The sequence below is a fragment of the Streptomyces sp. HUAS MS02 genome, assembly GCF_055702265.1.
In genome coordinates this window covers 1,578,329-1,599,232 of record NZ_CM146747.1, presented here as the reverse complement: position 1 = coordinate 1,599,232, position 20,904 = coordinate 1,578,329, and the positions used below count along the sequence as shown (strand labels likewise).

Annotated in this window: 18 protein-coding genes; 9 read left to right on the top strand and 9 right to left on the bottom strand. The window is 73.3% G+C overall.

Going from position 1 to position 20,904, the window contains the following annotated elements:
* Positions 1–189: 189 nt before the first annotated feature.
* From ACZ9QC_RS06885 to ACZ9QC_RS06860, 6 genes are all read right to left on the bottom strand, one after another.
* Entirely contained in the window at positions 190–2,295 is a 2,106-nt protein-coding gene (locus ACZ9QC_RS06885; protein ID WP_472919315.1) for a catalase, read from the bottom strand.
* The gene (locus ACZ9QC_RS06880) at positions 2,295–2,837 is read right to left on the bottom strand and encodes a type 1 glutamine amidotransferase domain-containing protein (protein WP_472919314.1); all 543 of its coding nucleotides are present in this window, start codon (positions 2,835–2,837) and stop codon (positions 2,295–2,297) included. Before ACZ9QC_RS06880 ends, ACZ9QC_RS06885 begins: the two co-directional genes overlap by 1 nt.
* Before the next feature lie 73 nt (positions 2,838–2,910).
* On the bottom strand, positions 2,911–3,330 hold the full coding sequence (locus ACZ9QC_RS06875) for a hypothetical protein (RefSeq protein WP_472919313.1): 420 nt from the start codon (positions 3,328–3,330) through the stop codon (positions 2,911–2,913).
* Positions 3,331–3,407: 77 nt separating this feature from the next.
* Positions 3,408–3,893 (bottom strand): CBS domain-containing protein, encoded by a 486-nt coding sequence (locus ACZ9QC_RS06870; protein ID WP_472919312.1) that lies wholly within the window; start codon positions 3,891–3,893, stop codon positions 3,408–3,410.
* Positions 3,894–3,980: 87 nt separating this feature from the next.
* Positions 3,981–4,472, bottom strand: coding sequence for a DUF2795 domain-containing protein (locus tag ACZ9QC_RS06865; protein ID WP_472919311.1), 492 nt, complete (start codon positions 4,470–4,472; stop codon positions 3,981–3,983).
* A 227-nt stretch (positions 4,473–4,699) separates the two neighbouring features.
* A complete protein-coding gene (locus ACZ9QC_RS06860) occupies positions 4,700–6,517 on the bottom strand; it encodes a thiamine pyrophosphate-requiring protein (RefSeq protein WP_472919310.1) in 1,818 nt (605 codons plus the stop codon).
* A 234-nt stretch (positions 6,518–6,751) separates the two neighbouring features.
* Here ACZ9QC_RS06860 and ACZ9QC_RS06855 point away from each other — a divergent pair, with 234 nt between their 5' ends.
* Positions 6,752–7,540 carry an RNA polymerase sigma factor SigF gene (locus ACZ9QC_RS06855; protein WP_472919309.1) on the top strand — a complete coding sequence of 263 codons (789 nt, stop codon included), beginning with the start codon at positions 6,752–6,754 and terminating at the stop codon, positions 7,538–7,540.
* Between the two features lie 89 nt (positions 7,541–7,629).
* Here the strand turns inward: ACZ9QC_RS06855 and ACZ9QC_RS06850 are convergent, their stop codons facing one another.
* A complete protein-coding gene (locus tag ACZ9QC_RS06850) occupies positions 7,630–8,742 on the bottom strand; it encodes a PAS domain-containing protein (protein ID WP_472919308.1) in 1,113 nt (370 codons plus the stop codon).
* Positions 8,743–8,852: 110 nt separating this feature from the next.
* Between ACZ9QC_RS06850 and ACZ9QC_RS06845 the strand changes: the two genes are divergently transcribed.
* From ACZ9QC_RS06845 to ACZ9QC_RS06830, 4 genes are all read left to right on the top strand, one after another.
* Positions 8,853–9,569, top strand: coding sequence for an ANTAR domain-containing response regulator (locus ACZ9QC_RS06845; RefSeq protein WP_472919307.1), 717 nt, complete (start codon positions 8,853–8,855; stop codon positions 9,567–9,569).
* A gap of 280 nt (positions 9,570–9,849) precedes the next feature.
* The gene (locus ACZ9QC_RS06840; RefSeq protein ID WP_472921617.1) at positions 9,850–10,521 is read left to right on the top strand and encodes a hypothetical protein; all 672 of its coding nucleotides are present in this window, start codon (positions 9,850–9,852) and stop codon (positions 10,519–10,521) included.
* 280 nt (positions 10,522–10,801) lie between these two features.
* Positions 10,802–12,019 carry an aminotransferase class I/II-fold pyridoxal phosphate-dependent enzyme gene (locus ACZ9QC_RS06835; RefSeq protein WP_472919306.1) on the top strand — a complete coding sequence of 406 codons (1,218 nt, stop codon included), beginning with the start codon at positions 10,802–10,804 and terminating at the stop codon, positions 12,017–12,019.
* A 112-nt stretch (positions 12,020–12,131) separates the two neighbouring features.
* A complete protein-coding gene (locus ACZ9QC_RS06830) occupies positions 12,132–13,253 on the top strand; it encodes an MBL fold metallo-hydrolase (protein ID WP_472919305.1) in 1,122 nt (373 codons plus the stop codon).
* An 85-nt stretch (positions 13,254–13,338) separates the two neighbouring features.
* Here ACZ9QC_RS06830 and ACZ9QC_RS06825 read toward each other — a convergent pair whose 3' ends face one another.
* Positions 13,339–13,950 (bottom strand): DedA family protein, encoded by a 612-nt coding sequence (locus ACZ9QC_RS06825; protein ID WP_472919304.1) that lies wholly within the window; start codon positions 13,948–13,950, stop codon positions 13,339–13,341.
* A 43-nt stretch (positions 13,951–13,993) separates the two neighbouring features.
* Positions 13,994–14,767: an MBL fold metallo-hydrolase gene (locus tag ACZ9QC_RS06820; protein ID WP_472919303.1), complete on the bottom strand. Its 774-nt coding sequence runs from the start codon at positions 14,765–14,767 to the stop codon at positions 13,994–13,996.
* Between the two features lie 161 nt (positions 14,768–14,928).
* On the opposite strand from ACZ9QC_RS06820, the gene ACZ9QC_RS06815 reads away from it, so the two are divergent.
* From ACZ9QC_RS06815 to ACZ9QC_RS06800, 4 genes are all read left to right on the top strand, one after another.
* On the top strand, positions 14,929–15,429 hold the full coding sequence (locus tag ACZ9QC_RS06815) for a hypothetical protein (protein ID WP_472919302.1): 501 nt from the start codon (positions 14,929–14,931) through the stop codon (positions 15,427–15,429).
* Between the two features lie 274 nt (positions 15,430–15,703).
* Positions 15,704–17,830 carry a phage holin family protein gene (locus ACZ9QC_RS06810; protein ID WP_472921616.1) on the top strand — a complete coding sequence of 709 codons (2,127 nt, stop codon included), beginning with the start codon at positions 15,704–15,706 and terminating at the stop codon, positions 17,828–17,830.
* Positions 17,831–17,969: 139 nt separating this feature from the next.
* Positions 17,970–19,031: an ATP-binding protein gene (locus ACZ9QC_RS06805; protein ID WP_472919301.1), complete on the top strand. Its 1,062-nt coding sequence runs from the start codon at positions 17,970–17,972 to the stop codon at positions 19,029–19,031.
* On the top strand, positions 19,028–20,839 hold the full coding sequence (locus tag ACZ9QC_RS06800; RefSeq protein ID WP_472919300.1) for a vWA domain-containing protein: 1,812 nt from the start codon (positions 19,028–19,030) through the stop codon (positions 20,837–20,839). Before ACZ9QC_RS06805 ends, ACZ9QC_RS06800 begins: the two co-directional genes overlap by 4 nt.
* Positions 20,840–20,904: the final 65 nt, after the last annotated feature.

Sequence of the window (20,904 nt, the reverse complement as noted above, 5' to 3'; positions counted from 1 at the left end):
GCCATAGGGGGCCGTTCGGAGCTCGGGGCCGTCGGGGCCGTCGGGGCCGTCGGGGCCGTCGGGGCCGTGGGGTGCGTCGCGGGGTGCGGGTGCTTCGTGGTGAATCGCGCAGGTCCCCGCGCCCCCAAACGGGGAAGGCCTTGGGCGCCCCTTACCGAGAGGCGCCCAAGGCTGTGTGATCGTCGTTCGTCAGCAGGCGGTCGGCGGGCGGTCCCAGTGGCGGTGGGCCGCGATCGCCGCCACGAACTCCCTGGTGAAGTCCTCGCTCGCGGTGCCCTGGGCCGTGTCCGTCACCACGCCCCGGTCCGCCACCACATGGTGGAACTCGGAGGAGAGCCGGACACCCTCCGGCCGGAGGGCGGCGACGACCCCGACGCCGGACCCCAGGGCGCCGATCGGCTTGCCGTGCCGGTAGGCGTCGCGGACGAAGCGCATCGCGTCGGGGTCGGCGGCCTGGGACGGGGTGCCGACCGGACCGCCGGGCAGGAACACCGCGTCGTACAGGACGGACGCCACCGTCGGCAGGGCCCGGTCCACGGTGTACTCCGCGCCGTCCGCGCCGCGTACGGTGCCGTCCTGGGCCGCGAGGGCCTCCACGATCGCGCCCTCGGCCGCCAGGGCCTCCCGCACACCGGTCACCTGGTCGGCGTCCACACCGTCGGAGACCAGAACGGCGATCTGCCGGGTGCGGATGGAACCGGAGCCGCGCTGCGCCTCCAGACTGAGAGCCGGGGAGCTGAGCTTGTACGCTCCCGGCTCGGCGTCCGACGGGACGGGCACCCCGATGCCCTTCGCCACCTCGGCCGCCAACTCCGGGTCCACCTTGACCAGTTGCTCCACCGTACGGGCACGGACGGAGAGGGCACCGACCTTGCCCAGTTCGAAGCGGAAGGCGGCCACGATGTGCTGCCGCTCCCAGGGCGCCATGCTGTTCCAGAACAGCGCGGGCTGGCTGTGGTGGTCCTTGAAACTCTCGCTGCGGCGACGGATCTTGGCGCCGTCGACGCGCTCGGCGAGGTGCGCGTAGGCGTGCGGGTCGGCGCCCGCGTGGGCCGGGCAGCCTCCGCCGAGAGAGTTCGGGAAGTAGTTCGTGCCGCGATGGATCGCCGACTGGTGGTAGCCGTCGCGGTGGTTGGTGCGCACCGGCGCCACGGGCCGGTTCACCGGCAGCTGGCTGAAGTTGGGGCCGCCCAGGCGGATCAGCTGGGTGTCCAGGTAGGAGAAGTTGCGGGCCTGCAGGAGCGGGTCGTTGGTGAAGTCGATGCCCGGGACGACGTTCGCCGTGTGGAAGGCGACCTGCTCCGTCTCCGCGAAGAAGTTCTCGGGGTTGCGGTCCAGCACCATCCGGCCGATCGGCCGTACCGGCACCTGCTCCTCGGGGATGAGCTTCGTGGCGTCGAGCAGATCGAAGTCGAAGGCGAACTCGTCCTCCTCCGGCACGAGTTGGACGCCCAGCTCCCACTCCGGGAACTCGCCGGCCTCGATGGCGTCCCACAGGTCCCGGCGGTTGAAGTCCGGGTCCCGGCCCTGGCACTCCTGCGCCTCGTCCCACACCAGCGAGTGCGTGCCGAGCTTCGGCTTCCAGTGGAACTTCACGAACGTGCCCCGCCCGTCGGCGGTCACGAAGCGGAAGGTGTGCACGCCGAAGCCCTGCATCATGCGGTAGCTGCGCGGGATCGCCCGGTCGGACATCAGCCACATGATCGCGTGCAGCGTCTCCGGCTGGAGGGACACGAAGTCCCAGAGCGTGTCGTGCGCGGAGGCGCCCGTCGGGATGTCGTTGTGCGGCTCCGGCTTCACCGCGTGCACGAAGTCGGGGAACTTGATCCCGTCCTGGATGAAGAAGACCGGGAAGTTGTTCCCCACCAGGTCGTAATTGCCCTCGGACGTATAGAACTTGGTCGCGAAGCCGCGTACGTCCCGCACGGTGTCCGCCGACCCGCGCGGCCCCTGCACGGTCGAGAACCGCACGAAGACGGGGGTGCGGACCGACGGGTCCTGGAGGAACGCCGCCCGGGTGAACTCCGCGCAGGACTCGTACGGTTCGAAGTACCCGTACGCCCCCGCGCCCCGGGCGTGGACCACCCGCTCGGGGATCCGCTCGTGGTCGAAGTGGGTGAGCTTCTCCCGGAAGTGGAAGTCCTCCATCAGGGTCGGCCCGCGCTCGCCGACGGTCAGCGAGTCGTCGGTGTGGTCGACGGCCACGCCCTGGTCGGTGGTCAGGGGGCCCGACGCCGGGTCGACCGGGTGGGCCGCCTCGCGCTGCTCCTGCTTGCGGTCCTGGGGAGAGGTCATCAGACGGCCTCCTGGGAGAACACGTCGAGGAACGCCTCACAGAACGCCTTGAGGTCGTCCGGCTTGCGGCTGGTGACGAGCTTGTTGGGGCCGTGGTCGCAGATCCGCACCTGCTCGTCCACCCAGGTGCCGCCCGCGTTGCGGATGTCCGTGCGCAGACTCGGCCACGACGTCAGGACCCGGCCGCGCACCACGTCCGCCTCCACCAGCGTCCACGGCGCGTGACAGATCGCCGCGACCGGACGGCCCCGTTCGAAGAACGACCGGGTGAAGGACACGGCCTTCTCGTCCATGCGCAGGAAGTCGGGGTTGGCCACCCCGCCGGGCAGGACCAGCGCGTCGAACGACTCGGGCGGGGCCTCGCCCACCACGGCGTCCACGGCGAACGTGTCCGCCTTGTCGAGATGCTCGAAGGCCTGGACGCGACCGGGCTTCGTCGACACCAGGACGGGTTCGTGACCGGCGTTCTCCGCCGCCTGCCAGGGCTCGGTCAGCTCGATCTGCTCGACACCCTCGGGGGCTGTCAGAAATGCGATACGCATGGCTGCTCGGTCTCCTCTCCTTGCTTTTCCCCGTGTTGTTCCGTGCCTTGTTCCGTGGCTGGTCCGCCGTCGTTCACCGGGCCACTACCCGCGGGGTGCGCAGGTCCGGGTCCCACGGATCGGGTACGTACATGCCGTGCTTCTCGTCCGGCCCGGCGACCGCCGGCATCGACGCCTTGACCGACAGGGAGCTGCCGCAGGTCGAGAAGCAGGCCCGGTCCGCGTCGACGGCGTCCGCCATCAGCTCCTCGGCCCGTTCCAGGACGCTGCCCGACATCCGCCGGTCGCCCAGGCCGTTGAGGGCGAGCACGTCCGAGGTGTTCACATCGGGGCCGAGCGTCAGGGCGACCCGCGCGTCCACCCCCGGGCCACCCATGTGGCCGGGTGGTGGGAAAGGCCGACGGTCGGAGCGCCGGTAGCGCTCCAGGGCCTCCAGGACGGGGGCACGGGAGTGGTCGGGCCGTTGGTCGGTGGTCGCGCTGTCGTCGTCCATGGTCTCCGTGCCGGTGGCTGTCCTGTGCGGGGTGGGTGGTTCGGGGGTGCCGCGGGGCCGGAGTCGGGGCCGGGGGTTCAGTCGGCCGTTCCCGGGCCGGTCCCGGAGATCGGTTCGGGCCCCGCGGTCCGGTGCGGCCCCGGCCAGGGTTCCGGGGCCGCCCTGCTGATGTGGGCGAGCGCCGAGTCGGGGTCCTGGGAGACGGCCAGGTCGCCGAGGCTGACCATGCCCACCGGGTGTCCGTCCTCCATGACGGGCAGCCGGCGTATCGCGTGGTCGCGCATCAGCGCGACGGCGGCGGACACCGCGTCGTCCGGGCCGACCACGACCGGGTTCGGGGTACAGACGGCCTGGGCGCTCACCGTCAGCGGGTCGGCCCCGTCGGCGACGGCCCGCAGGGTGATGTCGCGGTCCGTCAGAACCCCGATCACGTGACCGTCGGACGCGACGAGCACATCCCCGATGTCCTGGGCGCGCATCAGCTGCGCCGCCTCCACGAGGGAGGCGTCCGGGCGGACCGCCGCCACACCTGGCGTCATGACTTCCCTCACGAACTCGGCCATGGTCTCCGGGCCTTTCGTCGCTCCGTCCCGACCGGGGGCACGCCCGCATCGGCGTGACCTTGCCCGCAGTACCCCCGAGCAGGGGCCCTATGTGTCCCCGTCGTGTGTGGATTCCGTGGCCTCCGCCGGGGGCCGCGCGGCACCACCCCTGGTTTCTCCGGCCGCTCCGGCTCCTCCGGACTCCCCGGTCCCGCCGCTCTCGTCCTGGACCTGGACCACCGCCTCGGCGAGCCGGTGGACCGAGTCGTAGTGCGCCTTCCGCGGCAGCCGCTCCAGGGGCGCGACCAGCCCGTCCGGGGCGTGCCGGTCCCGCAGGACCCGGATCAGCTCGGTGGGGCCCGCGGGGAACGACGTACGGCCCAGGACCCGGGCCAGGTCCAGCCGCAGCGCCTCCACCCGCGCGGGCGCCCGGCTCGGCGTCACCGGCCCGTGTGCCACCTCCGGGTCGTCCTCCGCGTAGGGCTCGGGGTCGTTCCACTCCTCCGTCCGGGTGGGATGCCCCGAACGGAGCAATCCCTGCAGTTCGTGCTTCATCTCGTCGTCGCGGTGGGCGCTCATCCGGTCGCTGCCTCGCTGCATGACTCCCCTCCAGATCGGTTGGTGGCCCCCGCGTACCCGAACACCCGGCACCGACACGGGGGAGCCGGGCCACGGACCTCCGGAGCGCGGACCTCCGGAGCGCGGACCTCCGGAGCGCGGACCGGCGCCGCGCGGACCGGCGCCGCGCGGACCGGCGCCGCGCGGACCGGCGCCGGTCGGAACCGGCGCCGCGTGGAACCGGAGGCGCTCCGAACCGGCGACGCGCCTCAGGACGCGCCGTCGCCGTCGTGCTTCTTCGACCCGGCGCCCGGCAGGAATTCCTGCATCTTCGCCTTGAAGCCCTGCTTGACCATGGACGCCCGGTCGGCGTCGCCCTTGAGGATCGAGGCGGCCGTGGACTCCATCTGCTCCCAGGTCGCGTGCGGCGGGATCGGCGGCACCGCCGGGTCGGTGAGGAACTCCACCACCGCCGGACCGTCCGCCGCGAGGGCCGCGCGCCAGCCCGCCTCGACGTCCTCCGGCTTCTCCACCCGGATCCCGGTCAGCCCCAGCGAGCGCGCGAAAGCCGCGTACTGGACGTCCGGCAGCTCCTGCGAGGGCAGGAAGGACGGCTCACCGCCCATCGCCCGCAGCTCCCACGTCACCTGGTTGAGGTCGTGGTTGTTCCAGACGGCCACCACCAGCCGCGGATCCTCCCAGCGGTCCTGGTACTTGGCCGCGGTGATCAGCTCCGCCATGCCGTTCATCTGCATCGCCCCGTCCCCGACCAGGGCGATCGCCGGACGGTCCGGGTGGGCGAACTTCGCGCCGATCGCGTACGGCACCCCGCAGCCCATCGTCGCCAGCGTGCCGGACAGCGAACCGCGCATGCGTCCGCGCATGGTGATGTGCCGGGCGTACCAGTTCGCCGCCGAACCGGAGTCCGAGGAGATGATCGCGTCGTCCGGCAGCAGCGGATCGAGGGCGTGGGCCACCAGTTCGGGGTTGATCGGGTCGGCCGACAGCTCCGCCCGGCGCGCCGTCACCTCGCGCCAGCGCGCCACCCCCGCGCACACCTCGTCGTACCACTCGCGCCCCCGCTCCGGATCGATCAGCGGGATCAGCCGCTCCAGCGTCGCCTTGGCGTCTCCGACGAGATTCACCTCGTACGGGTAGCGCATACCGACCATGTGCGGGTCGATGTCGATCTGCACGGCCCGCGCCTTGCCGAAGTCCGGCAGGAACTGGGAGTACGGGAAGGACGAGCCGATGGTCAGCAGCGTGTCGCAGTCGCGCATCAGCTCGTACGAGGGGCGCGTGCCCAGCAGCCCGATCGAGCCGGTGACGTACGGCAGTTCGTCGCTCAGCGCGTCCTTGCCGAGGAGTGCCTTGGCGACGCCCGCGCCGAGCAGCTCGGCGATCCGGGCCACCTCGGCACGGGCACCGGCGGCGCCCTGCCCGATGAGGATCGCGACCTTGTCGCCGGCGTTCAGGATCTCGGCAGCCCGCTCCACCGACTCCGCCGACGGCACCGCCGTCCAGGAGCCGCCGCCCAGACTGGAGGGGACCATCTTGAACTCGTGGGTCGGCGCCGAGTACTCCAGTTCCTGCACGTCACCGGGGACGATGACGGCCGTCGGCGCCCGCCGGGCGTACGCGGTGCGGATCGCCCGGTCGAGGACGTTGGGCAGTTGCTCGGGCACGGTCACCGTCTCGACGAAGTCCGAGGCCACGTCCTTGAACAGGGTGTGCAGGTCGACCTCCTGCTGGTAGGAGCCGCCCATCGCGCTGCGGTGCGTCTGGCCGACGATCGCCAGCACCGGGACATGGTCCAGTTTGGCGTCGTACAGCCCGTTGAGCAGGTGGATCGCCCCCGGGCCCGACGTCGCCGCGCACACCCCGATCCGGCCGGAGAACTTGGCGTACCCGACCGCCTGGAAGGCGGACATCTCCTCGTGGCGGGACTGGATGAACCGCGGCCGGTCCTCGGCCCGGCCCCAGGCCGCGAGCAGCCCGTTGATGCCGTCCCCTGGGTAGCCGAATACCTGTTCGATATCCCATTCGCGCAGCCTCCGCAAGATGTGATCGGCGACGGTGGTGCTCATACTGGACCTCCCGGGGTGTGGTCTCCCGAGCGAGTCACCCGCGGGCGGAATGAAAAACCCCGAATGTGTTTGCCGTGCATGATCCGGGGCAGGCGCATAGAAGTGCTTCGGACAGGAGGCACGTCCGTGGAAGTGGCGAGGTTTCCCACACGGGTGTGCTGTCTCCTGTGCACCCCCGCGCCCCCACGGTGACCGTCCATCCCAGAAGCACCATCCAGGGAGTTGCGACGCACCATGCGTACCCAGGCGAAGCATCATCCACACGACGACGCCCCCGACACGGCGGAAGCCTTCCGGGAGCTGGCCGCGCTTCCGCCCGGTCAACAGCGGGACACCCTGCGTGAGCAGATCATCGAGGCGTGGCTCCCCATGGCCGAACGGCTCGCGGGCCGGTTCCGCAACCGCGGCGAGAGCTACGACGACCTGCGCCAGGTCGCCTCGCTCGGCCTGGTCAAGGCCGTCGACCGCTACGACCCCGAGCTGGGGAACGCCTTCGAGAGCTATGCCGTCCCCACCGTCACCGGTGAGATCAAGCGGCACTTCCGGGACCACATGTGGACCCTGCACGTGCCGCGCCGGGTCCAGGATCTGCGCAACCGAGTGCGGTTCGCCAGTCAGGACCTGTCCCAGACCATCTCCGGGCGACGCCCCACCGTCGCGGAGATCGCGGCCCACGCGAACATGAGCGAGGAGGACGTCCTGGTAGGGCTGGAGGCCCTGGAGAGCTTCACGGCGCTGTCGCTGGACGCGGAGCTGCCGGGGAGCGAGGACGGCTACTCGCTGAGCGACGCGCTGGGGGCACCCGACCCCGCGCTGGACACGGTGGTGGACCGCGAGGCCGTGAAGCCCAGGTTGGCCGCGCTGCCGGAGCGGGAGCGGGCGATCCTGTACATGCGGTTCTTCGGAGACATGACGCAGAGCCGGATCGCCGAGCAGCTGGGAATCTCGCAGATGCACGTGTCGCGGTTGATCAGCCGGTGCTGTGACCGGTTGCGGGACCAGGTGATGAAGGACGCGGTGTAGCTCCGCCCGTTGGGTGTGGGCGCCATGGGGGTGGGGTGCGTTGTCGGCCGCGGGTTCGTCGTGGCTGGTCGCGCAGTTCCCCGTGCCCCTTACGGGGCCCGGGTTTCCATGGCCAGGGCTATGTGGCGGGACATCGTGTCCATCGCCTGGGCCTCGGCCATCGAGAAGGCCAGGCGGGCGCCTGAGCGGAAGAGGGTCAGGACGCCCTTCACCGGGCCTTCCGGGGGAGCCAGCGGCACGCTCAGCAAGGAGGTCACATCGGCCTTCACCAGGACCGGGGCCCCCGAGCCGTCGTGGCCGAAGGCGGCCGGGTCGGCCGGGCGGATCTGGAGGGCGGGCGAACCGCCCCGGGCGGCCGTGACGACGAGGGGGCAGGTGGCGGGGTCCTGGGACACCAGGAGCTTCGCCTCTTCCTGCGAGGGGGCCAGGACCGTGGAGCGCGCGAGGCCGGGAGTCGTCGTGTCGGCGACCACCCAGTCGGCGAAACGGCCGTGCAGGACACGGGCCGCCCGGTCGAGGGCCGTACCGGTCGGCGCCGTGAGCAGGGCCGTGGTCATCGCGTCGAGGAGGTCCATCAGGGCCGCGTGGCGGGTGGTCTCGGTGAGGTTGGGCAGCGGACGCAGGGGCTCGACGGTCGGCATCCGGTGCCCGGCCGGCTGGAGGAGGACCAGGACGGTGTTGCGCGGCTCGCCGCTGCCCGGGCGCAGCTTGGTGAGCGTGGCGCGGACCGGCAACGACGGGCGCTGCTGCAGGTGGACGTTGAGGCTGCGGTCGCCCTCGCCGCGGGCCACGGCCGCCGCCTGCGAACGGAACGCGCCCCGGTCGGAATGGGCGAGGAAGCCGCTGAGCGGACGGCCCGTCGCATAACCGGACCGTACGCCGGTGAAGGCGGTCGCGGCCTGGTTGAGGCGCCGCACCACCGTCTCGCGGTCCACCAACAGCACCGGCAGCGGCAGGCTTTGGAACACGGTCCTCAGCAACTGGTGCTCCTGCGCGGCGGACGAGGTGCCGCCGACCGGACCCGAGGCGGTCAGCCGCTCGTACCAAGGCCACAACTGGTCCGCGACATGGTCGAGTTCGAAGAACGCCGCGTCCAGGACCGTCGGCAGATCTCCCGTCGGCACCGAACGGGCCGCCTTGAGCTCCGCGACACGGCGCACGAAATCCGCGAGTTCCTCACCGAATTCGTCCGTCTGGGTCATGCGACGAACGTAGCGCCTGGACGACCGAGAGGGCACGGCCGGACCGAAAGCCGAAGACTCGTTTTCCGTGCTGGTGCGTGGGAAGGCGATCGAAGGAGGAGGCGTGCATCATGCCGGAACGCGAACAACTCGGCCGCGTGGGACGGGAAACAGCGGAATCCGCACATCCGGGCAGAAGGCTCTCCGAACTCGTCGAACACGCCGCTCGCTGCACCGACGACTGCTGCGGCGCCAGCGGCATGCTGTCCGACAGCGGCACCGAACGGCCCGCCGCGGTCACCCACCCCGACCTGGCGGGACTCGTCGCCGTCCAACTGCGCTCGGGCGACGGACCGCTCCCGGCCGCGCTGGAGCGCGGTGAGCCCGTCGACTCCGCCGATCTGCTGCGCGAGGAACGCTGGCCGGAGTACCGGGCGGTGGCTCTCGACGCGGGCGTGCGGTCCAGCGTCACGCTCCCCTTCCGGCGCTCCGGGCTCACCGTGACCCTCAGCCTCTACAGCTTCCGCCCCCACACCCTGAAGGACGTCCCGCACGGCCCCGCACGTGCACTCGGTGACCTCGCCGCGACCTGCATCGTCCGCGACCTCTCCTACCGGGCCGCCCTCAGCGAACTCGACCAGCTCGGCGCCGCACTGCGCTCCCGCCCCGTGGTCGACCAGGCCTGCGGCATGGTCATGCACGTCCTCGGCTGCGACGCCGACGCCGCGTTCACCGTCCTCCGCCGCATCTCCCAGGGCACCAACCGCAAACTCTCGGACGTCGCGTCGGCGGTGGTCCGCAAGAGGGGCAGGGGCCTGGAGCGAGAACTGGTCTCCCTTTCGGACTGAGCCGAGCCGCAGCGCGCCCCGAAAGGGGCGCGGGGAACTGCGCGAGAACCACGACGTGCCCGCACCCGGCGACGAACCCGCTCCCACAACGGCGCTCACCGGCGAACCCAGCGGAGCGCACCGTCACCCGGTCGGCCCTCCGCGTCCCGCGAATGGGGCCCGGCGACGCGCGCCCCGTGGGGCTCGGCGCTCTGATGGACGCGGGGCACGGCGGTCGTGCCCCCACCCCGCCGGAGCCGGCCGAAGGAGCCCCCCGATGCCCCCGCCCACGCGCCCGCCCATGCGCCGCAGAGCCCGTGTCCTGTCCGCCGCCGCCCTGATCGGTGCCGTCCTGGGCGCCGCCGCCCCGCCCGCGTACGCGGACCCCGCGGCCGAGGCGAACCCCCAGTCCGTCGAGCCGGGCGGCACCCTCACCTTCTCCGTCGCCTGCGACCCGACCGGCGGCACCGCCCCCGAGACCATCGAGGCCAGCTCACAGGCGTTCGAACAGGGCACCGTCACGCTGCAACGCCTCCCCGGCGACGGTGACGCCGCCGCCGGCCCCTCCTACCAGGGCACGGCGAAGATCGCGCCCGCCGCGGACTTCGAGACCGGCGTCGACGCGGCGAACTCGGCCACCGAGTGGGGCGTCGACGGCGTGTGCCCGGCGGCCCCCGGAGGCGAGGGCAAGCAGTGGAGCGCGGCCTTCGACGTCTCCGTCGGCGGGGACCAGTCCTGGTCCACCCTCAAGCCGACCCACCAGCCCACGCACCAACCGACCCATCAGCCCACGCACCGGCCCTCCCACCACTCCACGTACCAACCGGCACCGGTCCAGCGCGGCGTCCACGCGGGTGACGGCGGGGCCTTCACCGACTCCGTCCCGGCCATGGTCGCGGGCGGCCTGCTCGTCGCGGGCGCGCTCGGCGCGGCCGTGCACCGGCTGCGCCGCCGGGACCGGTGGACGCCCTGAGGGCTCCGCGCCCGGCCACCGGCCCCTGACGGATGTGACCGGCGCAACCCGCCCCGGGGCCCATGGCGCGCGCGGGCCCGGGTACTGACAGGCCGAGGGTGCGTGCGAGGCCCGCCGGGTTCGACACGGGCCGCCGACGCACCCCGACGCACGACGGAGCGCCAAGCAGCACCACGCGGTACCACGAGGCGCCACGAGGCAGCACGAGCACCATCGACATCCCGCAGCGATCCCGAGGGGTGAGCGCCGGGCGACGCACCAGGAGCGGGCGGAGGCACACATGCGGCGGACGGATCCGGAAGGGCACGGTCCGGTCCGCTACGGCCCGCCGCTCCCCGCCCAGGGACTGCCCGTCCTGCCCGAACTGGCCGCCGCGCTCTCCGCCGCGGCGGAGAGCCCCCACCCCGCCCCGCTCGGTGGTGACCCCGCCCTCCTGGACGCCGCCTGCGGCTACTGGGACCGGCGCGGACTGGCCACCACCCGGGACAGGGCCCTGGCCGCCCCCGGCGCCCCCGCCCTGCTCCTCGCCCTGACCGCCGCGATCGGCGGCGACGTGCTGCTGCCACGGCCGTGCGCCGCCTGGTGGGAGCCGCAGGCACGGGCGCTGGGGCGAAGCGTCTTCCACGTGGCCACGCCCGCCGAGTGCGGGGGCGTGCCGGACCCGTACGCGCTCCTGGAGACCGTCCGCAGGATCCGGGCCGAGGGTGGCGACCCCCGGCTGCTCGTGCTGTGCGTCGCCGACGACCCGACCGCGACCGTGGCCCCGCCCGAACTGGTGCACGAGGCCATGGAGGCGGCCCTGGGGGAGGGGCTGTACCTGGTCAGCGACGAGACCTGGCGCGACACCGTGCACGACCCGCACGACACCGTGCTGCTCAGCCCCGCCGAGATGCTGCCGGACCGGGTCACCGTCGTCGCCGACCTCGCGGGTGCCTTCCTGCCGGCCGGCTGGCCGGCCGCCGTCGCCCGCTTCCCGGCGAACGGGGACGGGACGGGGCTGCGCGACCGGGTCCTGGACGTGCTCACCGCGCTGGGCGCCCGGGTCGCCACCCCGGTGGCCGCGGCCGCGGCCCACGCCCTCGGCGAGCCCGCCGCCGTCACCGAGCGGCTCGCCGCCGCCGTACGTCTGCACGCGCGCCTCGCCGACGCCGCGTACCGCGCCGTGGTGGCCGCCGGGGCGCTCGCCCTGCCGCCGCGCGCCGGACGGCATCTCTACGCCGACCTCGCCCCGCTGCGCTCGGCCCTCGCCGGGTACGGCGTCGGTGACGCCCAGGAGGTGGAGGACTTCCTCACCGATCGGCTCGGGATGCCCGCACCCGGTGGCCACCGGTTCGGGGACGACCTCGGGGCGCTGCGCGTCCGGCTCTCCACCGACGCGTTCCTCGGCACCACCGAGGAGGACCGCGCCCGCGCCCTCACCGCACCCGATCCCCTGGAACTCCCCCAGGTGGAAAGGGCGTTGACCCGCCTTGGAGCGACGTTCGAGGACCTGCGGTGAGGCTCTTCGGCGGGACCGACGGCACCGGCGGCCTCGGCGACCCCGGCCTTCGGCGGACTTCAGCGATGACGATCCTTCGTGACGACGACGCTCAGTGACGGGAGCCTCCTCGATGACGCAGCAGTCCGAGTCGACCACCTCCACGACGACCACCTCCACGACGACCACCGCCGGGCCGACAAGCGCGGCGAGGACCGCGGCGACGACCGCCTCCTCGCCGGCCACCCGGGGCACCACCGACCCGGCGTCCAGGACCCCCCTCCTCCCGCCGCTCGCTCCGCCCCGCCCCCTCGGGGAGCCGCGCCGCTGGCCTCGGTCGTTCGCCGACCGGCTCACCACGCCCCTTCCCGGACTCAAGGCCTTCGCCCGGTTCGCCCGTGAGGGCTCGGTGCGGCCCGGGGCCGACGGGCTCGCCGACGTCCCGCTACTGCCGTACGAGCCGAGCCCGTTGCCGAGGGTGGACGCCCGTACCCTGGCCGTCTCCTGGGCGGGGCACGCGAGTTGGGTGGTGCGGATCGGCGGCCTGACCGTCCTCACCGACCCCGTCTGGTCCCGCCGCATCCTGGGCACCCCCGCACGCGTCACCCCCGTGGGCGTCGACTGGGACACGCTGCCCCGGGTGGACGCGGTCGTCATCAGCCACAACCACTACGACCACCTGGACGCGCCCACCCTGGCCAGACTCCCGCGCGACACCCCGGTGTTCGTGCCCGCCGGACTCGGCCGCTGGTTCCGGCGGCGCCGGTTCGACCGGGTCACCGAGCTGGACTGGTGGGAGGCGGCCGAACTCCACGGCGTCCGCTTCGACTTCGTACCGGCCCACCACTGGTCCAAGCGCACCCTCACCGACACCTGCCGGTCCCTGTGGGGCGGTTGGGTCCTCACGGCCCCGGGCGGCAGGCGCCTCTACTTCGCCGGCGACACCGGCTACGGCCACTGGTTCTCCCTCATCGGCCGCCGCCACCCGGGGATCGACGTCGCCCTCCTGCCGATCGGCGCCTACGACCCCCGCTGGTGGCTGAGCGACGTGCACTGCGACCCGGAGGAAGCCGTCCGTGCCTTCCAGGACCTCGGCGCCCGCCACATGGCGCCCATGCACTGGGCCACCTTCGTGCTGTCGGCCGAACCGGTCCTGGAACCCCTGAGGAGGGTGAGGACGGCATGGCGGGCGGCCGGACTGCCGCGCGAGAACCTGTGGGACCTGCCGATCGGCGGCTCCCGAGTGCTGGACTGACCCATGCGCGACGCGCCCCGGCCCGGGGCGCCGGACGCACCCCCGGCCCGGGCCCCGCGACGCGCCGTCCGTCAGCCCCGGTCCCTCACCCGGCGACCCGGCGCCACACACTCGGCACCAGACTGATCAGCAGCGTCAGCACAACCGCAGCCAGCACCCCTTCCCACGGCTCCTCGAACAAGGATCCGCCCAGGATGCCGATCAACTGGTACGTCACGGCCCACGCGAGGCACGCCGGCAGATTCCCCCGGGCGAACCGCCGCAACGGCATCTTCGCCAGCAGACAGGCCAGCATCACCGGGAGACGCCCGGCCGGCATCAGCCGGGACAGCACCAGCACGGCCACCCCGTGGTCGTCGAGCTTCTCCTGCGCCTGGGTCAGCCGGTCCTCCGGCGCCCGGCGGCGGATCGCCTCCAGCCAGCGCGAACCGTTCTTGGAACCCATGCCGCGCCGCCCCAGCCAGTACAGCGCCATGTCCCCGAGGAAGGCGGCGACCGACGCCACCACGAACACCAGCAGCAGCGAGAGCGGCGCCGTCTGATGGAACGCCACCACGGCCGCCGAACTGACCAGCGCCCCGGTCGGCACCACCGGCACCAGCGCCCCGATCAGCACCAGCAGGAACAGCGTGGGATAGCCGATCGCCTGCTGGGTGGACGCGTACGGCACGGGAGCGCTCGCGGCCAGGGCGATCACCGAGCCTCCCCCACGACCTCTGCGACCTCCGCCGACGGGCGTCTCATCGGGCCACCCCCGGTCGCACGCTCTCCCCGTGGCCCAGCCGGTGCACGGCCACGTCGGGAGCGTGTGCGGCGGCGAGGCGTACGAACTCCTCACCGGGAGCGTGGAATTCATGGGGGCGCACGGCGTCCATGCCGATCGGCCAGTACGTGCCGTAGTGCACCGGAACCGCGCTCCGGGGCGCGAGCAGCGCAAGCGCCTCCGCCGCGCGCCCCGCGTCCAGGTGTCCCTCGCCGAGGTACGGTCCCCAGCCGCCGACCGGCAGCAGGGCCACGTCGACCGGCCCGACCTCCTTCGCCATGGTCTCGAACAGCCCGGTGTCCCCGGCGAAGTACGTCCGCGCCTCGCCCTCGACGACGAAGCCGAGCGCGGGCGAGCGATGCGGTCCCACCGGCAGCCGCCGCCCGTCGTGCCGGGCGGAGACAGCGCGTACGACCAGGTCACCGACCCTGACCTGGTCCCCGGGAGCCGCCTCGGAGAGCCGGAGATGGGCCAGCCTGCGCAGCCCCGGCACCTGACGCTGCGCGCCCTTCGGCACCACCACCCGGGTCCCCGGGGCGAGCCGGGCCAGGGAGGGGACATGCAGATGATCGGCGTGCAGATGCGACACCAGCGCGACGTCCGCGACCGCGGCCTCCGGCGGCGGGGGCGCGCCCCGGCGCCTGCGCAGATGCGCGAGCCGGCGCGCGAACAGGGGGTCGGTCAGCACTCTCGTACCCGAGTCCTCCACTGTGCAGGTCGCGTGACCCCACCAGGTGATCTCCACCGGCACTCCGTTCGCCTCCTTCGCGCCACTCCCCCGAGCCTACGGGCTGGAGTAGGGTCTGCGGCCTGAGCCCGTCCCGCGGATCATGCCGTGGACGGGCATGCCGGTTCCGGCGTCCGCGGTTCGCTCCGCGGGACGGGTCCCGGGCCCGGGGGAGGGGGAACAGCATGGGAGACAAGGGTGATCGGAGCGGCGTCTCCGGTGTGGCGTGCCCGGACGCGGCTCGTGGCCGCGGCGCGGTGGGGCAGGGCGCGCCGGGACGCGCTGCGGTGGTGCGGGTCGCGGCCATAGCGAGCCTGACACCGCTGGAGGAGCTGGAGGCGGACCCCTTCCTGGTCGACTCCCGCAGCCAGCACGCCATGTGCGCCCGCTGGGCGGCCGAGCGCGGCTATGTGGTGACGCGCGAGCTGCTCGTACGCGGTCTGCGCCCCGACCACTGCGCCCTGTGGTCCGACGTCGACGCCGGCCTGGTCGATCTCTTCGTCGCCCCCAGCCACCGCGTCCTGGAGCGCGCCCTCGCCTCCGTCGACGACTTCACCGCCGAGTGCGCCCGACGCGGCATCCGCGTCGAGACCGTCGGCCACGCCGAACCCGCCTACGACGCCCAGATGAAGGCCCACGTCCACCGCCGCCTGTCGATGCCGACGGCGGGCTACGACGGCCGTTGAGGGGACTACGGCGCCTCTTCGAGCGCCGGTGCACCAGCGCCCCTCCAGGGGCGCGAGAACTGCGCGATCAGCCACCGATGACCCGCGGCCCGTGACGCACGGCAAGCCCCGCCCCCTGCCCGCCCCCATGCCAGGCCGTGCCCCCGTACCGCCCCCTCGATGCCACCCCGGCGCCCCCACCCCCTATGACAGGCTGATCCCAGGATCGTGACGCAAAGGTGGCCGGAACGTGGGCGGTGGTCGTTGGCGGAGGGTGCTGAGCGGCGTCTGGCGGATGCTCGCCGTATGGGCGGTGTCCACCCTGACCATGCTCGTGCTCGCGGGCGCGCTGCCCGACTTCCGGCTCCAGTCCGAGAGCGATGAGAGCGTCACCCGGATCGCCGTGACCGCGGCGTTCGGCGCCGGCGCGTTCGGTCTGCTGTCCTCGCTCGTGTGGCCGCTGCTGGTGCGGGCCCTGCTGCTGGTCCCGGCGCTCGTCCTCGGCCTGCTCGTCTTCTTCCTCAACGGCTCCCTGCTCCTGCTCGCCCTGCGGCTCAACCCCTCCGGCCAGGGCGGCGCGGCCGCGCCCGAGACCGCCGTGGTCGTCGCCGCGGTGATGTCCGCCGTCGCCTCCGCCACCGGCGGCGCCCTCGCCGTACGGGACGACGACGCCTACCGGCGCCGTCTGTACCGCCTGGCCGACCGCCGCCGCGGGCACGCCGACCGCCGCCCGGGGCCCGCCGGACCCGGCACCCTCTTCCTCCAGCTCGACGGCGTCGGCCACGACGTGCTGGAGGCGGCGGCGGAGAAGGGGCTGATGCCCACCGTGGCCGCGTGGCTGGGCCTCGCGCCGCCCGCCTCCGCCGGCGTCGCCCGCCCCCGGCCCACGCACCGGCTCACCCCGTGGCGCACCGACTGGTCCAGCCAGACCGGCGCCAGCCAGCTCGGCATCCTGCACGGCACCAACCACGACGTGCCGGCCTTCCGCTGGTACGAGAAGGACACCCGGGAGGTGATGGTCTGCAACCGGCCCTCCAGCGCCGCCGAGCTCCAGCGCCGGGCCGTCGACCGCACCGGCGACGGCGGTCTGCTGACCGTCGACGGCGCCAGCCGCGGCAACCTCTTCAGCGGCGGCGCCGAGCAGCTCGCGCTGGTGCTGTCGATGGCGGCCCGCCGGGGCAGGCGCAACCGGTCCCGCGCCGGCTACTTCGCCTACTTCTCCGACCCCGCCAACGCCGTCCGCACGGCCATGTCCTTCGTCGCCGACGTCCTGCGGGAGATCGGCCAGTCCACCCGGGCCCGGATGGCCGAGCAGCGCCCGCGCGTCAAGCGTGGCGGGCTCTACCCGTTCATCCGGGCCTTCGCCACCGTCGTCGAGCGCGATGTCGTCGTCGCCGCGGTGATCGGGGACATGTTCGCCGGCCGCGCGGCGATCTACGCGGACCTGGTGGCGTACGACGAGGTCGCGCACCACTCCGGACCCCACAGCCGGGACGCCGCGAAGATCCTCGAACGCCTGGACCGCTCCCTCGCGTTGATCGCCCAGGTCGTCGAACACGCCCCGCGCGCCTACCGGATCGTCCTCCTCTCCGACCACGGCCAGAGCCCCGGGGAGACCTTCCTCGGCCGCTACGGCCTCACCCTGGGCGACCTGGTCCGCGCCGGCTGCGGCCTGGCCGTCCCGCGCCACGCCCAGCGCACCCACAGCGGCGCCGAGGCACGCGCGGCGGTACGGGCCGCGCTGCGCATCCCCGTCGAGGAGGGCGTCGAGGAGCACCGCCCCACCCGCCGCTCCGAGCCCATCACGCTGGCGTCCGGCAACCTCGGCCTCGTCTCGTTCCCGGACGTCTCCCACCGGATGAGCCGCGAGGAGATCGACGCCCGGCACCCCGCGCTGCTCTCCACCCTCGCCAACCACCCCGGCGTCGGCTTCGTCCTCGTCCGCAGCGAGGAGCACGGCGGTGTGGTCCTCGGCGCGCACGGCGCGGAGATCCCGATCGACGAGCTGAGCGACGAACACCCGGGCCCCCTCGCCGACTTCGGCCCCGGCGCCGCCGACGCCGTACGCCGCACGCACGGCTTCCCGCACACCGCCGACATCATGGTCAACTCCTCCTACGACCCCGCCGACGGCGAGGTCCTCGCTTTCGAGGAACAGATCGGCTCCCACGGAGGGCTGGGCGGCTGCCAGTCCCGCCCCTTCCTGATGTCCCCCCTGGCCCTCTCCGAGCCGGTGGCGGAGGACGAGCCCCTGGTGGGCGCGGAACACATCCACCGCGTCCTCAGACGCTGGCTGAGAGAAGCGGACGGCCCCCAAGTACCCCTGGCTCAACTGGAGCGCCCCGAAGAGGCGCGGGGAACTGCGCGACCAGCCACGAACCGACCCGCACCCGCCACCCAGCAGGGCCCGGCAGACGCTTAGGCACCCCCCTGACAGGACCCGGCATACACCTGGGCACCCTCGGCCACGAAAAATTCGGCTGCGCTCCCGCGAAGCGGTCACCCACACTGTCCGCGGGCGTCCACGACGTCCGCCGGACCGAATCCCTGGAGCCCACGCCTTGCAGGCAGCCGTCACCGTCACGCCCTCCCGCCTCCCCGAGCTGCTGCTCGGCCTCGCCACCGTGCGCCCCGTCTTCCTCTGGGGCGCCCCCGGCATCGGCAAGTCCTCCCTCGTGCGGGACTTCGCCGAGTCGCTGGGCCTGGAGTGCGTGAGCCTCCTCGGTACGCAGCTCGCGCCGGAGGACCTGATGGGCGTCCCGCAGATCCGCGACGGCCGCTCCGTGTTCTGCCCGCCGGAGGCGATCGCCCGCGACGAGCCGTACTGCCTGTTCCTGGACGAGCTGAACGCGGCCACCCCGGATGTGCAGAAGGCCTTCTACTCGCTGATCCTGGACCGCCGTATCGGCAACTACGAGCTGCCGAAGGGCTCGATCGTCGTCGGCGCCGGCAACCGTGCCACCGACAACGCCCTGGCCCGCCCCATCGCCTCCGCCCTGGTCAACCGGCTCACCCACGTCCATCTCCAGGCGTCGGCCAAGGACTGGCTGGTCTGGGCCGAGGGCAGCGGCATCCACCCCTGGATCCTGGACCACCTCACCGACCGCCCGGACCAGCTGTGGTCGAAGCCGCCGAAGAGCGAGGAGCCGTTCTCCACGCCCCGCTCCTGGCACATGCTCTCCGACGCGCTGCACTCCTTCGGGACCGACCTCGACGAGGAGACCCTGAAGGTCCTCGCGCACGGCACGCTGACGCCCGCGCACGCGGTGGCCTTCTGCGGCTACGTCAAGATCGTGCGCAGCCGGTTCGGCATCGAGGCCATCCTCAAGGGCGAGGCCGGCTGGCCCCACCGCCTGGAGGACCGCGACCTGCTGTACTACCTCGCCGACTCCTTCCGCGGCCGGCTGATCAAGGAACTGCCGGTCAGCAAGCAGCACATGTCCGCGAACGGGCGGCAGACCGCGTACCGCGCCAAGTCCCTGCTGGTGCGGCTCGCGGAGATCTCCGTGGAGGTCGCCCAGACCGTCATCGCCGACGACACCGACGGCAACCCCGTGCTGCCCGCCTGGTTCCTGGTCGAGGCGGCTCGCGACATGCCCCGGCTGGTGGAGGCGCGCCGGTGAGCACGGCCGGCGGCAAGGGCCGGGGGAAACGGAAGACACAGCGGGACCTCGCCGCCGAGGCGTTCGAGGCGGGGCTGGAGGCGGTGCGGCGCAACTCCGCGCTGCGGGCGGTCGGGTTCAGCGTCTGCCGCAAGGAGAAGTGCGACCTCGCGCCCCGCGAGGGCCTCGTCCGGGTCGACTCCGAGGGCGTGCTGCACGCCCACCCCGACCGGCTCGCCGCCCCCGACGCCTGGGCCTGGGCCATCGCCCACGCCGCCATCCATCTGGGCTTCGGGCACGTCCCGGCGGCGCGCGGCGAGCGCACCCAGCCCGACCGGTTCGACCTCGCCGCCCGCTGCGTCGCCGTCAACCGGTTCCTGCTCACCTTCCCCGTCGGCCTGACCCCCGAGAACCTGCCCGACCGCTACCCGGACGGCGACGAGGAGCGCCTCGCCGCCCGCTGGCGCCGTGACGGACTCCCGGCGGCGTACGAGCACTGCGGCACGGCCGGCGGCGAGCCCGACCAACTGCTGCTGTCCTGGCCCACGTGGCGTGGCACGCCCACGGACTGGCAGCTCGCCTTCGCGCACGCCCTCACCCGCACGATGTCCGCCGCGATGGACATGGCCGGTGGCCGCCGCGAGTCCCTGGACGACGAGCCGACCCGCATGCGGCCCTGGGAGAAGGCGCTGAGCTGGTTCATCTCCTCCTACCCGCTGCTCGGCGGCATCGCCGCCGGCATCCGGATCGTCGCCGACGTCGAACTCGCCCACGCCCACGGCATCTCCGTCGCGGCCGTCGACGCGGAGGCGGGCGAGATCTACGTCAACCCGCTCCGCCAGTTCGACGACGAGGAGTGGCGGTTCATCCTCGCCCACGAGATGCTGCACGCCGCTCTGCGCCACGGCGACCGCTGCGGCACCCGCGACCCGTTCCTGTTCAACATCGCCGCCGACTACGTCATCAACGACTGGCTGCGCGAGATGCAGGTCGGCACCATGCCCGACGGGCTGCTGTACGACCCCGAACTGACCGGGCTGTCGGCCGAGGAGGTCTACGACCGGATCGTCGGTGACCTGCGCCGGATGCGCAGGCTCGCCACCCCGCGCGGCAAGGGCGTGGGCGACATCCTCGGCGGTCCGCTCGGCTCGCCGCGCGACTACGTGGACCTCGACGAGTTCTACCGCCGGGGCCTCGCCCGGGGCTTCGACCTGCACGAGCGGCAGGAACGCGGCCTGCTGCCCGCCGGTCTGGTCGAGGAGATCCGCGCCCTCAGCCATCCGCCCCTGCCCTGGGACGCGCAACTCGCCCGCTGGTTCGACGAGTTCGTACCCAGCCCCCAGGCCGTACGGACCTACGCGCGCCCCTCGCGCCGGCAGTCCGCCACCCCCGACATCCCGCGCGCCGGACGGTACTTCCCGCCCGAGGAGATCGCCCGCTGCACCTTCGGCGTCGTCCTCGACACCTCCGGCTCCATGGACCGGACGCTGCTCGGCAAGGCGCTGGGCGCGATCGCCTCGTACGCGGCGGCCCGGGACGTACCGGCCGCCCGGGTCGTGTTCTGCGACGCCGCGCCGCACGACGCGGGATACCTGCCGGTCACCGAGATCGCCGGGCGGGTACGGGTACGCGGGCGCGGCGGTACGGAGTTGCAGCCGGGCGTCGACCTGCTGCACCGCGCCGACGACTTCCCGCCGGGCGCGCCGGTCCTGGTCATCACGGACGGCTGGTGCGACGTGCTGCGGGTGCGGCGGGAGCACGCCTATCTGATTCCACAGGGCGCTCGCCTGCCGTTCACCGCTCGGGGGCCGGTGTTCAGGGTGAGATGAGCCTCGTACCCGCCGGAGTGTGATCGGATGGGGGTACGGAACCCCGGCGACGGGACTCCGGCATC

Excerpts from the sequence above, each read along its gene's own strand:
- ACZ9QC_RS06880 (WP_472919314.1), bottom strand. The coding sequence starts at position 2,837 with ATGCGTATCGCATTTCTGACAGCCCCCGAGGGTGTCGAGCAGATCGAG.
- ACZ9QC_RS06835 (WP_472919306.1), top strand. The coding sequence starts at position 10,802 with ATGCGGCGGACGGATCCGGAAGGGCACGGTCCGGTCCGCTACGGCCCG.
- ACZ9QC_RS06855 (WP_472919309.1), top strand. The coding sequence starts at position 6,752 with ATGCGTACCCAGGCGAAGCATCATCCACACGACGACGCCCCCGACACG.
- ACZ9QC_RS06875 (WP_472919313.1), bottom strand. The coding sequence starts at position 3,330 with ATGGACGACGACAGCGCGACCACCGACCAACGGCCCGACCACTCCCGT.
- ACZ9QC_RS06885 (WP_472919315.1), bottom strand. The coding sequence starts at position 2,295 with ATGACCTCTCCCCAGGACCGCAAGCAGGAGCAGCGCGAGGCGGCCCAC.
- ACZ9QC_RS06870 (WP_472919312.1), bottom strand. The coding sequence starts at position 3,893 with ATGGCCGAGTTCGTGAGGGAAGTCATGACGCCAGGTGTGGCGGCGGTC.
- ACZ9QC_RS06810 (WP_472921616.1), top strand. The coding sequence starts at position 15,704 with ATGCTCGCCGTATGGGCGGTGTCCACCCTGACCATGCTCGTGCTCGCG.
- ACZ9QC_RS06845 (WP_472919307.1), top strand. The coding sequence starts at position 8,853 with ATGCCGGAACGCGAACAACTCGGCCGCGTGGGACGGGAAACAGCGGAA.
- ACZ9QC_RS06860 (WP_472919310.1), bottom strand. The coding sequence starts at position 6,517 with ATGAGCACCACCGTCGCCGATCACATCTTGCGGAGGCTGCGCGAATGG.
- ACZ9QC_RS06850 (WP_472919308.1), bottom strand. The coding sequence starts at position 8,742 with ATGACCCAGACGGACGAATTCGGTGAGGAACTCGCGGATTTCGTGCGC.
- ACZ9QC_RS06865 (WP_472919311.1), bottom strand. The coding sequence starts at position 4,472 with ATGCAGCGAGGCAGCGACCGGATGAGCGCCCACCGCGACGACGAGATG.
- ACZ9QC_RS06830 (WP_472919305.1), top strand. The coding sequence starts at position 12,132 with ATGACGCAGCAGTCCGAGTCGACCACCTCCACGACGACCACCTCCACG.
- ACZ9QC_RS06840 (WP_472921617.1), top strand. The coding sequence starts at position 9,850 with ATGCGCCGCAGAGCCCGTGTCCTGTCCGCCGCCGCCCTGATCGGTGCC.
- ACZ9QC_RS06815 (WP_472919302.1), top strand. The coding sequence starts at position 14,929 with ATGGGAGACAAGGGTGATCGGAGCGGCGTCTCCGGTGTGGCGTGCCCG.